This window comes from Streptomyces sp. NBC_01551 (genome assembly GCF_026339935.1).
Lineage (GTDB): Bacteria > Actinomycetota > Actinomycetes > Streptomycetales > Streptomycetaceae > Streptomyces.
Map to the genome: position 1 here is coordinate 3,914,381 of NZ_JAPEPX010000001.1, position 13,385 is coordinate 3,927,765.

Here is a 13,385-nt window from a genome sequence, read left to right on the forward strand (position 1 = left end):
GCTGATGCCATGGGGTGGCCGGGGTGCTGTGAACGGGGGATAACCCCACCCCGTGTGAGGCAGGCCCTAGACTCCCGTGCGTACCAGATCATGCGACAGCGACAACCACAGCACCGACAGTGGCCGAGGAGCGAGGAACGGACGTGTCAGACCCGACGGTATCGAACGCAACCGTGCTCGCGGCGGACTACTTCCGGAGTTATTCGGTCGTCGGCCTGCTCGCGGTCCTCGGTGTGCTCTTCGTCGCCGTGGCCTTCGGCGCCGGCCGCCTGCTGCGGCCCGTCGTCCCGACGCCCGAGAAGCTGCTGACGTACGAATGCGGAGTGGACCCGGTCGGCGAGGGCTGGGCGCACACCCAGGTCCGCTACTACGTCTACGCGTTCCTCTACGTCATCTTCGCCGTCGACTCGATCTTCCTCTTCCCGTGGGCGACCGTGTTCGCCGCCGCCGGTTACGGCGCCACGACGCTCGTGGAGATGTTCATCTTCCTGGGCTTCCTGGCCGTCGGCCTGCTCTACGCGTACAAGAAGGGCGTCCTCGAATGGACGTGACACCGGTGGGGACACCGGCCGAGCCGCAGCTGCCCCAGCCGCCCCAGTCACCCCAGCTGCTTCCGGAGCCCAAGCGTCTGGGAGTCCTCTCCCGCCTTGCGCCCGAACCCATGAAGGTGGTCCTGAACTGGGGCCGCCGCTACAGCCTGTGGGTGTTCAACTTCGGCCTCGCCTGCTGCGCGATCGAGTTCATCGCCGCGTCGATGGCCCGGCACGACTTCATCCGCCTCGGCGTGATCCCGTTCGCGCCCGGCCCGCGCCAGGCCGACCTGATGATCGTCTCGGGCACCGTCACCGACAAGATGGCCCCGGCCGTCAAGCGGCTGTACGAGCAGATGCCGGAGCCGAAGTACGTCATCTCCTTCGGCGCCTGTTCCAACTGCGGCGGCCCGTACTGGGACTCGTACTCGGTGACGAAGGGCGTCGACCAGATCATCCCCGTCGACGTCTACGTCCCCGGCTGCCCGCCGCGCCCGGAGGCCCTCCTCCAGGGCATCCTCAAGCTCCAGGAGAAGATCGCCCGGGAGTCCCTCGCGGACCGCTACGCCACGGATCCGTCCGTCGCCCAGCTCACCAGCGGCCTGGTCACGCCGCCGCCCGCACCGGGGGCCGGCGCATGAACCTGTACGACACCCTTCCCGACGCGGCGGCCACGGTGTTCGGCGCGGAGGCCGTCGGCTCGTCCGCGTACGACGTCCTGACCGTCGACGTCCCCGTCGGCTCCTGGATCTCCTCCCTCGAAATCGCCCGCGACAAGCTGGGCTGCACCTACTTCGACTGGCTGAGCGCGGTCGACGAGCCGGGCACCGGCTTCCGCGTCTGCGCGCACGTCGTCTCCCTCGAAAACCACCGCGTACGCCGTCTCCTCCTGCGCACGACGGTCCCGCACGCCGCGCCCTCCCTCCCGTCCGCCGTCGCGGTGTACGCGGGCGCGGAATGGCACGAGCGCGAGACCTTCGAGATGTTCGGCGTCGTCTTCACCGACCACCCCCACCTCGTCCCCCTCCTCCTCCCGGAGAACTTCGAGGGCCACCCGCTGCGCAAGGACTTCGTCCTCGCCGCGCGCGTCGCGAAGGCCTGGCCGGGCGCGAAGGAGCCGGGCGAGGCCCACGACCCGGATGCCCCGAAGCGCCGCCAGATGCTCCCCCCGGGCGTCCCGGACCCCAACGACTGGGGCCCCCTCAAGGGCCAGCTCCCCCCAGCCCCCACCCGCCCCACCCGCACCCCCCGCACGGGCACGCCCACCCGCACCCCGCGCGAGGGCGCCGCCGCCACCCGCACCCCGCGCGAGGGCGCGGCCACCCCGCCCCGCCGCACCCGCTCAGTAGCGGACGGCTCGGCAAGCCAGGCGACCCCGGACGCGCCGGCCGACGCCCCGTCGGCCGGAACCCCGGAGTCCCCGGCCCGCCCGCCCCGCCGCACCCGCTCGGTAGCGGACGGCTCGGCAAGCCAGGCGACCCCGCCGGAGCCGGCCACCGGCGAACCCGGCTCCCCGGCGAGGCGCACCCGCTCCGCGGGCCAGGCAGTACCCGCACCGGAGGCGGGGACGGAGCCCCCGACCCCGGACACCCACCCGGTTGCCGACGGCTCGGCCGACCCGGCGGGTACGGACGGCTCCGCCGAGACCCCGGCCCGCCCCGCGCGGCGGAGCCGCTCCGCCGCCGACGGCTCGGCGAGCCAGGCAGCCGCTGCCCCGGCGGGCACGGACGCTCCCGCCGAGACCCCGCCCCCGGTGAGTGGCGACGCCCAGAGCCGGCCCCCCGGCGGAGCCGAGCGCCGCAGGCCCGCCCCCCGGAGCGCGGACGCGCCCTGGCACAACCCGAAGCCCGCCTTCGAGGAGCCGGAGCCCACCGCGCCCCCCAAGCCAGACACCGACCCCGACACCGGAGGCGACGCGTGAACGACGTCCTCGACGTCGCCCTGCGACTGATCGTCGTCTTCGCCGTGTTCCTCGTGCTCCCGCTCGTCGTCGGGCAGACGGAGCACAAGGTCATGGCCCACATGCAGGGCCGACTCGGCCCCATGTACGCCGGCGGCTTCCACGGCTGGGCCCAGCTCGTCGCCGACGGAGTCAAGTTCGCGCAGAAGGAGGACGTCGTCCCGGCCAACGCCGACCGGCGGATCTTCCAGCTCGCCCCCGCCGTCGCGCTGCTCCCGTACCTCCTCGTCCTCATCGCCGTCCCCATCGGCCCCGGCGACGGCGCCGTCGGGCAGGTCATCGACGCCGGCCTGTTCTTCGTACTCGCCGTCATGGGCGTCGGAGTCCTCGGCTCGCTGATGGCCGGCTGGGCCTCCGCCAACAAGTTCTCCCTCCTCGGAGGCCTCCGCACCGCCGCGCAGCTGCTCGCCTACGAGCTCCCCATGCTGCTCGCGGCCGCCTCGGTCGCCATGGCCGCCGGAACGGTCTCCCTCCCCGGCATCGTCAACGCCTTCGAGTGGTGGTGGCTGCCCTGGCAGATCGTCGGCGGCCTCGTCTTCTTCACCGCCGGCCTCGCCGAACTCCAGCGGCCCCCCTTCGACATGCCCGTCGCCGACTCGGAGATCATCTTCGGCGCGTACACCGAGTACACCGGACTCCGCTTCGCGCTGTTCCTGCTCGCCGAGTACGCCGGCATCGTCGTCCTCTGCGCCCTCACCACCGTCCTCTTCCTCGGCGGCTGGCACGGCCCCTTCGGCGCCGACGGCCTCGGCTGGGTCTGGACCCTGCTCAAGACCGCCATCCTCGCCTTCGTCGTGATCTGGCTCCGCGTGAGCTACCCCCGCCTGCGCGAGGACCAGCTCCAGAAGCTCGCCTGGACCACGCTCATCCCGCTCGCGCTCGCCCAGATCGCGCTCACCGGCATCGTGAAGGTGGCGATCCAGTAATGCCCATCCCCGGATCCGGCCTCGCCAAGGGCCTCGCCGTCACGCTGCGCACGATGACGAAGCGCTCGCACACCGCCCAGTACCCCGACGTACAGCCCGAACTGCCGCCGCGCTCGCGCGGGGTCATCGGCCTGTTCGAGGAGAACTGCACGGTCTGCATGCTCTGCGCCCGCGAGTGCCCCGACTGGTGCATCTACATCGACTCCCACAAGGAGACGGTCCCCGCCGCCACCCCCGGCGGCCGCGAACGCAGCCGCAACGTCCTCGACCGGTTCGCCATCGACTTCTCCCTCTGCATGTACTGCGGCATCTGCATCGAGGTGTGCCCCTTCGACGCCCTCTTCTGGTCGCCGGAGTTCGAGTACGCGGAGACCGACATCCACGAGCTCACCCACGAGCGCGACAAGCTGCGCGAGTGGATGTGGACCGTGCCGGCCCCGCCCGCGCTGGACCCGGCCGCCGAGGAGCCGAAGGAGATCGCCGCCGCCCGCAAGGCCGCGGAGAAGGCCGAAGCCGCGGCCGAAGCCGCCGCGGCAGCCGAAGCCGCGGCCGCCGCCGAGGCGGCGACCACCCCCGACGCGGACCCCGGCACGACCGGCGGCACGACCCCCGACACCCCGGCCGGAGGCACCGCCTGATGCTGCTCACCGCCCACCTCGCGGCCGCGGCCCAAGGCCCCGCCCCCGGCCCCGGCTTCCTGTCCCCGACCGGCGTCGAGATCGCGTTCGTCCTCGTGGGCCTCGCCACCCTCGGCGCGGCCGTCATCACCGTCAACACCAAGCAGCTCGTGCACGCCGCCCTCTGGCTGGTCGTCGCGCTCGGCGGCATCGCCGTCGAGTACCTGCTGCTGACGGCCGAGTTCATCGCCTGGGTCCAGGTCCTGATCTACCTCGGCTCCGTGGTCGTCCTCCTCCTCTTCGGACTGATGCTCACCAAGGCCCCCATCGGCCGCTCCCCGGACGCCGACTCGGGCAACCGCTTGGTCGCCCTCGGCGTGGCCGGCGTCGCGGCCGTCGCGCTCGTCTGGGTCGTCGTCGACGCCTTCCGGACCACCTGGATCGACCTCGACGGACCGGCCCAGGGCTCCACCAAGGTCTCCGGCGAGATCCTCTTCCAGCACTGGGTGCTGCCCTTCGAGGCGCTCTCCGTCCTCCTCCTCGCGGCCCTGATCGGCGCCATCGTGCTGTCCCGCAAGGACGACGCGACCACCGCCGCGACCGGCGCCACCACCGCCGACGGCCCCGACGAAAGCAAGGGGCAGCGCTGATGCACCTCGCCTACCCTGCCGTGCTCGCGGCGCTCCTCTTCTGCACGGGCCTGTACGGCGTACTGGCCCGCCGCAACGCCATCCTGGTCCTGATGTCCGTCGAGCTGATGCTCAACGCCGTCAACCTCAACCTGGTGGCCTTCGACGTCTGGCTGCGCGACACCCTGCACGCCGGCCAGGCCCTCACCCTCTTCACCATCGCCATCGCCGCCGCCGAGATCGGCATCGGCCTCGCGATCGTGCTGATGGTGTACCGCAACCGGGGCACCTCGGACGTCGACAAGATGCGCGACACCGCCGAGGGCCACGAGCCCGAGCAGCGGGATCGGCCCGACCAGACCACAGCCCGGCCGGAGGTCGCCGCGTGAGCACCACGACCCTCGCGGTCCTCGTCCCCCTCCTCCCGTTCCTGGGCGCGCTGGCGGGACTCCTCCTGGGCCGCACCGCGCCCGGGTTCGTCCGCCCGCTCGCGCTGCTGCCGACGCTGGCCGCCGCCGTACTGGCCGTGCTCGTCGCCATCCGGCAGGGCGGCGGCCCGCCGATCAGCACGGCGACCGAGCTGACCCCGACCGGCTCCGTGCCGATCGACCTGTCGCTGTACCTGGACGGCTTCGCCGTGCTGGTCGCCGTCCTGGTCGGTGTCGTCGCCACCTGCGTACAGCTCTACTCGACGGCGTACCTCCGCGAGGACCCGCGCTACCCGTCCTACGCCGCTCTGGTCTCACTGTTCACCTCCGCCATGCTGCTCGTCGTCTACTCCGGCGACCTGATGGTGCTGATGGTCGGCTGGGAGGTCATGGGCATCTGCTCGTACTTCCTGGTCGGCCACTACTGGGAGACCGAGGCGGCCCGCTCCGCCTCCCTGAAGGCCTTCCTCGTCACCAAGCTCGGCGACGTCCCCTTCCTCATCGGCCTGTTCGCGCTCGCCACCGACGCCGGCTCCTTCCGGATCACCAAGATCCTGGGCACCGTCGCCGCGGGAGGACTCGACCACCCGACGCTGATCGCACTGCTCCTGCTCGCCGGCGTCGCGGGCAAGTCCGCGCAGTTCCCGCTGCACACCTGGCTCCCGGACGCCATGGCGGGCCCCACCCCGGTCTCCGCGCTGATCCACGCCGCGACGATGGTCGCCGCCGGTGTCTACTTCATCGCCCGCCTCCTGCCGGTCTTCGCGGCCTCGCAGGCCGCACTGGTGGTCATGGCCGTCATGGCGGCCGTCACGATGATCGGCTCGGGCCTCGCCGCCCTGGCCCAGGACGACATCAAGCGCGTGCTGGCCTACTCGACGATCGGCCAGCTCGGCTACATGACCGGGGCCCTGTCCGTCGGCGACCGCGAGGCCGCCGTCTTCCACCTCCTCTCCCACGGCGCCTTCAAGGCGCTGCTGTTCCTCGGCGCGGGCGTGATCATCCACGCCGCCGGCACGAACTCCCTGGCCGCCATGTCCCGGATGGACGGCCTGGCCAAGCGCGTCCCCGACGCCTTCTGGACGATGACGATCGCGCTCCTCGCGCTCGCCGCGATCCCCCCGTTCGCCGGCTTCTTCTCCAAGGAAGCCGTCCTCGTCGCCGCCGAGCAGACCGCGACCGGCCACTCGGACCTGGCCCCCGTCACGGCCGGCTGGGTCGTCCTGGTCGCCGGCGTGCTGACCGCCCTGCTCACCGCCGCCTACGCCGCCCGGCTGTGGCTGATGGCCTTCCGGGGCCAGGGCGCCGCCGCCCCCGACCACGGCAAGGAACCCCTCGCCATGACCGGCGTGCTGTGGCTGCTGGCCGTCCCGTCGATCGCCTTTGGACTCGCCTTCGACTCCATCACCGACTGGTTCGACGGAGGCGAGCTCACCCCGACGCTGACCACCTCGCTCCTCGGCACGGGAGCGGCCCTCGTCGGCGCCCTGCTCACCTACGGCCTCTGGCAGCGCGCCACCGCGAAGGCCGCCGCGGCTCCCGCCGCGATCGGCGCCGCGGCCGCGGCCGGAGCCGGTACCGGCCAGCCCGCCGCCGTGTCCGCCACGCTGTCCGCGGCCACCGCCGCCGCGGCCTCGGCGGCCGAGACCCCCGAGGTGGCCGAGGTGACCCACGACCACCCCGCCGTCCCGGCCGGACCCGCCCCCGACCCCGGTCGCGCGCTGCTCGGCCCCCTGTACCGCCACGCGGCCGACGGCTTCCACCTCGACGCCGTCTACGACCGGCTCTTCGTCCGCCCCGTCCGGGCCGCGGCCGGCCTCGTCCGCTTCCTCGACCGCGAGGTCGTCGACACGTACGTCCGCGGTGCGGGCCTCGGCCCCCGGCTGCTCGGCGCCCTCGTCCGCCGCGCCCAGACCGGCAACGTGCAGAGCTACCTGAGCGCCCTGCTCGCCGGCGCCGTGGTCCTGGCGATCGCCACCGCCGTCCTCGCCAACGTCAACGCCGGATCGTGAGCCGTGAGTCAGCCGTGATTGATATCAGCCCGTCCGTGATGCAGTTCCTTCTGGCGTTCATCGTGGCCGCACCGCTCCTCGGCGCCGTCGCGGCCCTCCTGCCGGCCCCGCCCGGGCTCAAGGGCAAGAGCCCCGAACAGGCCGTGCTGCGCCACGGCGTGACCGTGACCGGCGTGATCCTCGCCGCGGCGATCGCCCTCACCCTGGGCTTCGACCACGACGCCCCGTCCCGCTTCCAGGCGACGACGGACATCAGCTGGATCCCGGCGCTGGACGTCCGGATCCACCTCGGCATCGACGGCATCTCGCTCCCCCTCCTCCTGATGACCGCGCTGCTGTTCTTCCTCTGCGCGCTCTACAGCTACTTCAAGCTCCCCGAAGGCCCTTCCCCGAAGGCCTTCATCGCACTGCTCCTCGTCCTCGAATCCGGCACCCTCGCGACCTTCGCCGTCCTCGACCTGCTGCTGTTCTTCCTCGCCTTCGAGATGGTCCTCATCCCGATGTACTTCCTCATCGCCCGCTGGGGCGGTGCTCAGCGGCAGGCCGCCGCCTGGAAGTTCATCCTCTTCACGCTCCTCGGCTCCGTCGTCATGCTGCTCGGTCTGCTGCTGATCGGACTGAACAGCGGCACGTTCGACATGGTGGCACTCGCCTCTGACAACGGCCGCGAACTGACCCACACCACCCAGCTCCTGGCCGTCTTGGCCATCGGCATCGGCCTCGCCGTGAAGACCCCGATGTGGCCGCTGCACAGCTGGCTGCCGGACGCCCACACCGCCGCCCCCACCGTCGGGTCCGTCCTGCTCGCGGGCGTCCTGCTGAAGATGGGCACCTACGGTTTCGTCCGCATCCTGCTCCCCATCACGCCCGACGGCATGCAGACCTTCGCCCCGTACCTGGGCGCCTTCGCCACCACCGGCATCGTCTACGGATCCCTCGCCTGCCTCGCGCTCGCGCGCCACGGCAACAAGGGCGACCTCAAGCGCCTCATCGCGTACTCCTCCGTCGGCCACATGGGCTTCGTGCTCCTCGGCATCGCGTCCATGAGCCCCACCGGCGTCAACGGCGCGCTCTTCGCCAACATCGCCCACGGCCTGATCACCGGCCTCCTCTTCTTCCTGGTCGGCGCCCTCAAGGACCGCTACGGAACCGCCGACCTCGACACCCTCGCCGGGGCCACCGGCGCGGCGCTCTACGGCCGCGCCCCCCGCCTCGGCGCGTTCCTCGCCTTCGCCGCCGTCGCCTCGCTCGGCCTGCCGGGCCTGGCCGGATTCTGGGGCGAGATGCTCGCCCTGTTCGGCGCGTTCGACCCGGCCGAGGGACTGTCCCGGCCAGCGTTCCTCACGTACACGGCCATCGGCGCCTTCGGCACCCTGCTCACCGCCGCCTACCTGCTGATCGTCGTACGGCGCGTCTGCATGGGCGACCCGAAGGCCAAGAGCGCCGCCCCGGCGGCCCTCCCGGACATCCAGCACTACGAGTTCGCCGCCTGGACCCCGCTGGTCGCCCTCACCGTCCTCGCCGGCCTGTGGCCCGCCGTCCTCCTCGGCCTCACCGATCCGGCCGTCCAGAAGCTCCTCGCCGGAGGCAACTCATGACGGTCCTGTCCGCCGTTCCCGCCCTCGCCGCCGCGCCCGCCGGGACCCCGAGCCTGGTCCAGTCCGTCGACTGGCTCGCCATCGCACCCGTGGTCATCGCCGCCGCCGTCGGCCTCGCCGTACTCGTCGCCGACCTCTTCGTTGGGGAGGAGCGCAAGCCGCTGCTCGGCTGGATCTCCGTGGCCGGCCTGGCCGCCGCGACCCTCAGCCTGCTGCCGCTGCGCCCCGGGGACCGCGCCACGTTCTGCCTGACCACCGACCCCGCCGCGTGCAGCTACACCGCCGACCACTTCACGCTGGTCATCCAGTTCCTCGTACTGGCCGGCGCCCTGGTCACCGCCCTGCTGTCGGTGACCGCCGTCCGCGACACCCGCATGCCGGCCGGCGAGTACTGGTTCCTGCTGCTCTCCTCGGCGGCCGGCGCGGCCCTGCTGCCCGCCTCCCGCGACCTCGCCACCCTGATCGTGGCCCTCGAAGTCGCCTCGCTGCCCGCCTTCGCCCTCGTCGGCATGCGCCGCGGCGACCGGCTCTCCTCCGAGGCCGCCCTCAAGTTCTTCCTGTCCTCCGTCACCGCCACCGCCGTCTCGCTGATGGGCGTCAGCTTCGTCTACGCCGTCACCGGATCGCTGCACCTCACCCAGGTCGCCGACCGCCTCGAAGACGTCCCCGGGCAGCTCGACACCCTCGCCATGGCGGGCGTCGCGCTCACCCTCGTCGGCTTCGCCTTCAAGACCGCGGCGGTCCCCTTCCACTTCTGGGTCCCGGACACGTACGTCGGCGCGCCCCTGCCCATCGCCGGCTACCTGTCGGTGATCGGCAAGGCCGTCGGCTTCACCGGCCTCATCCTCGTCACCGTGATCGCCTTCCCGGCGTACTCCGACATCTGGGGCCCGGCCCTCGCCGTCCTCGCCGCGCTCACCATGACGCTCGGCAACGCGGCCGCGCTGCGCCAGTCCGCGGACCGCGTGAACGGCGCCGTACGGCTGCTCGCCTGGTCCTCGGTCGGCCAGGCCGGCTACCTGCTGGTCCCGATCGCGGCCGCCGCCTACTCAGACCGCGACCAGATCGGCTCCACCGTCGCCTACGCGCTGATGTACGCCGCCGTGAACCTCGGCGCCTTCGCCGTGGCCGCTCTGGTCGCCCGTACGAAGCCCCGGCAGCGCCTCAGCGACTACCGGGGCCTGTACGCGCAGCGCCCGCTCGCCGCCCTCTCGCTGGCCTTCTTCCTGCTCTGCCTGGCCGGGCTGCCGCCCGGCATCATCGGGCTCTTCGCCAAGGTCACCGTCTTCCAGTCCGCCGTCGACGCGGGCCTGGGCTGGCTGGCCGTGATCATGGCCATCAACGTCGTGATCGCCCTCTACTACTACCTGCGCTGGACGGCGCTGCTCTTCCGCGCCCCCGAGGAGGGCGTCGCCCCGGCCGCCGGCGCCGCCTCCGCCCGTACGCGGGTCCCGCTGCCGGTCACGGCCGCCATCGTCCTCACCGCCGTCACCGCCGTGGTGCTCTCTGGCGCCCCGCAGCTGGTCCTGCGCTTCGCCTCGGGCAGCCTGTTCCCGCAGTAGGCCGCGCGGCGCCCGCCCCGCGGCCGCCCGCCCTCACCCGTACGGCGTAACGCCCGAAGCCGCCCGCCGCCCCCGCCCCAGGGGCGGCGGCCCCGGCGTGCTCGGGGAACCTGCCGCGCTCACCTCGCGTTGACCAGGAAGGGAGGGTCCACTGGACCGTAGACCCTCAAATCCATGACGGGGCTCCCCTGCCGCACCATTTGGAGGGCGTACCGTGCACCGCCGGCACAACGGGCTGAAGACCGCCGTACTCCTGGGCGGGCTGTCCGCACTCATCATCGTCATCGGGAGCTTCTTCGGGCGGACCGGCCTGATCGTCGCCGTCCTGATCGCCCTCGGGACCAACGCCTACGCGTACTGGAACAGCGACAAGCTGGCTCTACGCGCGATGCGCGCCCGTCCCGTCAGCGAGTTCGAGGCCCCCGCGCTCTACCGCATGGTGCGCGAACTCTCCACGTCCGCGCGCCAGCCCATGCCCCGGCTCTACATCTCCCCGACCGAGGCCCCCAACGCCTTCGCCACCGGCCGCAACCCGCGCAACGCCGCGGTCTGCTGCACGGAGGGGATCTTGCGCATCCTCGACGAGCGCGAGCTGCGCGGCGTCATCGGGCACGAACTGAGCCACGTCTACAACCGGGACATCCTCATCTCCTCGGTCGCCGGAGCCCTGGCCTCCGTGATCATGTTCCTGGTGAACTTCGCCTGGCTGATCCCGGTCGGCCGGTCGAGCGACGATGAGGGCCCGGGCCTCTTGGGTATGCTGCTGATCATGATCCTGGGCCCCATCGCGGCGTCCGTGATCCAGCTCGCGATCAGCCGCTCGCGCGAGTACGAGGCCGACGCGTCCGGCGCCCAGCTCACGGGCGACCCGCTCGCGCTGGCCAGCGCCCTGCGCAAACTGGACGCGGGCACCAAGCAGCTCCCGCTGCCGCCGGAGCCCCGCCTGGAGACCGCGAGCCACATGATGATCGCGAACCCCTTCCGACCGGGCGAGGGCCTCTCGCGGATGTTCTCGACCCACCCCCCGATGGCCGAGCGGATCGCCCGGCTCGAACAGATGGCAGGACACCGGCAGTGAAGACAATCCTGAACGTCATTTGGCTCATACTCAGCGGCGTCTGGCTGTTCCTCGGCTACTGCCTGGCGGGTGTGCTCCTCTGCATCACCATCATCGGCATCCCGTTCGGCATCGCGGCCTTCCGCATCGCCGTCTACGCCCTCTGGCCCTTCGGCTACACCACGGTCGAGCGCCGCGACGCGGGCGCCGGCTCCTGCATCGGCAACGTCCTGTGGCTGCTCCTGGCCGGCTGGTGGCTGGCCCTGAGCCACATCGTCACCGGCATCGCCCTCTGCGTCACGATCATCGGCATCCCCTTCGGCATCGCCAACTTCAAGATGGTCCCGCTGTCCCTGCTCCCGCTCGGCCGTGAAATCGTCCCGACGGACGCACCGTTCGCCTCCCGCTGAGCGCAGAAGCGCAGGTCGGGGCGATTGTCAGTGGCGTCGGTCACCATGAACACATGAACGGGACCGAGCAGTTGCCGATGCAAGGCGCACACCGCGTACGCAACTCCGCGCGCGGCCAGGGGAACCGGCTGCCGGGGTCACCCGGCGCCGGTGCGCCGACCGCGGCCGAGGACATATCCGGGCGGGCGTGACGCCCCGGCCCGGGGGCCGCCGTCTCCGCGCCGCGGAGCGCGGGTTCGGCCTCCGACGCGGCCGGGAAGCTCCGGCCCGAGGTGGCTCCAGGTCGGGGTCCCAGGCCGTGATTCCAGGCCGCGGGCCTTGCGCGCCGGGCGTTCAGGCCCCGCGCGTGAGCCGCGCGCGCACCCCGTAGGTCACCGCGCCCAGCGCCAGCACCGCCGCACCCGCGACCGCCGAAGCGGCCGGCAGCGCGCAGGCCAGCACCACACAGCCGGACAGCCCGACCGCTGCCACGGCACGGCCCTTGACAGCTGAACCGAGAGTCCACGCGGAGGCGTTCGCGATCGCGTAGTAGGCCAGCACTCCGAAAGAGGAGAAGCCGATCGCGCCCCGCAGATCACCGGTCGCCGCGAGCGCCACCACCACCGCGCCCACGGCCAGCTCCGCATGGTGCGGCACCTGATACCGGGGATGTACGGCGGCCAGCGCGCGCGGGAGATGGCCGTCCCGGGCCATCGCCAGGGTGGTCCGCGACACCCCGAGCAGCAGCGCGAGCAGTGAACCCAGCGCGGCCAGCGCCGCGCCCACCCGGACGACGGGGGCCAGTCCGGGCCATCCGGCCGCGCGCACGGCGTCGGCCAGCGGGGCCGCGGACCCCGCCAGACCGTCGGCGCCCAGCACCGACAGCGCCGCCACCGTGACCGCGGCGTACACGCACAGGGCGATCCCCAGGGCGATCGGCACCGCCCGCGGGATCGTGCGCTCCGGATCGCGCACCTCCTCACCCAGGGTGGTGATCCGGGCGTAGCCGGCGAAGGCGAAGAACAGCAGCCCGGCCGCCTGCAACAGTCCGCCCCCGGACCAGCCCCCGGCGGCCCCGCCGCCCAGCCGTCCGGCGTCGGCCGCGCCGGAGGACAGGCACACCACGACGACCCCGGCCAGCACCGCCAGCACCACCGCCACGATCACCCGCGCGATCCGGGCGGACTTCTGCACGCCGCCGTAGCTCGCCGCGGTCAGCGCCACCACCGCCGCGACGGCCACCGCGTGCTGCTGCCCCGGCCAGACGTACGCCCCGACCGTGAGCGCCATCGCCGCGCAGGACGCGGTCTTGCCGACCACGAAACCCCAGCCCGCCAGGTACCCCCAGAAGGGGCCGAGCCGCTCGCGCCCGTACACGTACGTCCCGCCGGAGGCCGGATGGCGGGCGGCCAGCCGCGCCGAGGAACGCGCGTTGCAGTAGGCCACGACCGCCGCCAGGGCCAGGGCGCCGAGGAGCGCGCCCCCGGCCGGGCCCGCCGCGCGCGCCGCCGGGGCGAGCGCGGCGAAGATGCCGGCCCCGACCATCGCGCCCAGCCCGACGACGACCGCGTCGCGGACCCCCAGGGTGCGCTTCAACTCGTTGTCCACGGGCGGAGGGTAGCCGGGCCGGATGACGTGCCGGGATCCCGTCCGCATGCCGTCGCGCTCCGTCCGCCG

14 protein-coding genes are annotated in these 13,385 nt (G+C 72.8%); 13 read left to right on the forward strand and 1 reads right to left on the reverse strand.

Annotated elements, in window-relative coordinates; all coding sequences use genetic code 11:
* Positions 1-143: 143 nt before the first annotated feature.
* The 13 genes from OG982_RS17675 to OG982_RS17735 all read left to right on the forward strand — a co-directional run bounded on the left by OG982_RS17675 (position 144) and on the right by OG982_RS17735 (position 11,920).
* Positions 144-551, forward strand: coding sequence for an NADH-quinone oxidoreductase subunit A (locus tag OG982_RS17675; protein WP_266785656.1), 408 nt, complete (start codon positions 144-146; stop codon positions 549-551).
* Positions 542-1,171, forward strand: coding sequence for an NADH-quinone oxidoreductase subunit B (locus tag OG982_RS17680; RefSeq protein ID WP_266785654.1), 630 nt, complete (start codon positions 542-544; stop codon positions 1,169-1,171). The genes OG982_RS17675 and OG982_RS17680 overlap by 10 nt, the downstream gene beginning before the upstream one ends.
* Positions 1,168-2,451, forward strand: a complete 1,284-nt coding sequence (locus OG982_RS17685) for an NADH-quinone oxidoreductase subunit C (RefSeq protein ID WP_266948858.1) — start codon at positions 1,168-1,170, stop codon at positions 2,449-2,451. The genes OG982_RS17680 and OG982_RS17685 overlap by 4 nt, the downstream gene beginning before the upstream one ends.
* Positions 2,448-3,416 carry a complex I subunit 1 family protein gene (locus OG982_RS17690; RefSeq protein ID WP_266948860.1) on the forward strand — a complete coding sequence of 323 codons (969 nt, stop codon included), beginning with the start codon at positions 2,448-2,450 and terminating at the stop codon, positions 3,414-3,416. Before OG982_RS17685 ends, OG982_RS17690 begins: the two co-directional genes overlap by 4 nt.
* On the forward strand, positions 3,416-4,054 hold the full coding sequence (locus tag OG982_RS17695) for an NADH-quinone oxidoreductase subunit I (protein WP_266948861.1): 639 nt from the start codon (positions 3,416-3,418) through the stop codon (positions 4,052-4,054). The genes OG982_RS17690 and OG982_RS17695 overlap by 1 nt, the downstream gene beginning before the upstream one ends.
* On the forward strand, positions 4,054-4,683 hold the full coding sequence (locus OG982_RS17700) for an NADH-quinone oxidoreductase subunit J (protein WP_266948862.1): 630 nt from the start codon (positions 4,054-4,056) through the stop codon (positions 4,681-4,683). The genes OG982_RS17695 and OG982_RS17700 overlap by 1 nt, the downstream gene beginning before the upstream one ends.
* Entirely contained in the window at positions 4,683-5,051 is a 369-nt protein-coding gene (gene nuoK / locus OG982_RS17705; protein ID WP_266948863.1) for an NADH-quinone oxidoreductase subunit NuoK, read from the forward strand. Before OG982_RS17700 ends, nuoK begins: the two co-directional genes overlap by 1 nt.
* Positions 5,048-7,102, forward strand: a complete 2,055-nt coding sequence (locus OG982_RS17710) for an NADH-quinone oxidoreductase subunit L (RefSeq protein ID WP_266785642.1) — start codon at positions 5,048-5,050, stop codon at positions 7,100-7,102. The genes nuoK and OG982_RS17710 overlap by 4 nt, the downstream gene beginning before the upstream one ends.
* Positions 7,103-7,140: 38 nt before the next feature.
* The gene (locus OG982_RS17715) at positions 7,141-8,700 is read left to right on the forward strand and encodes a NuoM family protein (protein ID WP_266949939.1); all 1,560 of its coding nucleotides are present in this window, start codon (positions 7,141-7,143) and stop codon (positions 8,698-8,700) included.
* The gene (locus OG982_RS17720; protein ID WP_266785640.1) at positions 8,697-10,262 is read left to right on the forward strand and encodes an NADH-quinone oxidoreductase subunit N; all 1,566 of its coding nucleotides are present in this window, start codon (positions 8,697-8,699) and stop codon (positions 10,260-10,262) included. The genes OG982_RS17715 and OG982_RS17720 overlap by 4 nt, the downstream gene beginning before the upstream one ends.
* A 214-nt stretch (positions 10,263-10,476) precedes the next feature.
* On the forward strand, positions 10,477-11,340 hold the full coding sequence (htpX, locus tag OG982_RS17725; protein WP_266785638.1) for a zinc metalloprotease HtpX: 864 nt from the start codon (positions 10,477-10,479) through the stop codon (positions 11,338-11,340).
* Positions 11,337-11,729: a YccF domain-containing protein gene (locus OG982_RS17730; RefSeq protein ID WP_266785636.1), complete on the forward strand. Its 393-nt coding sequence runs from the start codon at positions 11,337-11,339 to the stop codon at positions 11,727-11,729. Before htpX ends, OG982_RS17730 begins: the two co-directional genes overlap by 4 nt.
* Positions 11,730-11,782: 53 nt before the next feature.
* A complete protein-coding gene (locus tag OG982_RS17735; RefSeq protein ID WP_266785634.1) occupies positions 11,783-11,920 on the forward strand; it encodes a hypothetical protein in 138 nt (45 codons plus the stop codon).
* A gap of 142 nt (positions 11,921-12,062) precedes the next feature.
* On the opposite strand, the gene OG982_RS17740 is transcribed toward OG982_RS17735, so the two are convergent.
* A complete protein-coding gene (locus OG982_RS17740; RefSeq protein ID WP_266785632.1) occupies positions 12,063-13,364 on the reverse strand; it encodes an APC family permease in 1,302 nt (433 codons plus the stop codon).
* Positions 13,365-13,385 lie beyond the last annotated feature (21 nt).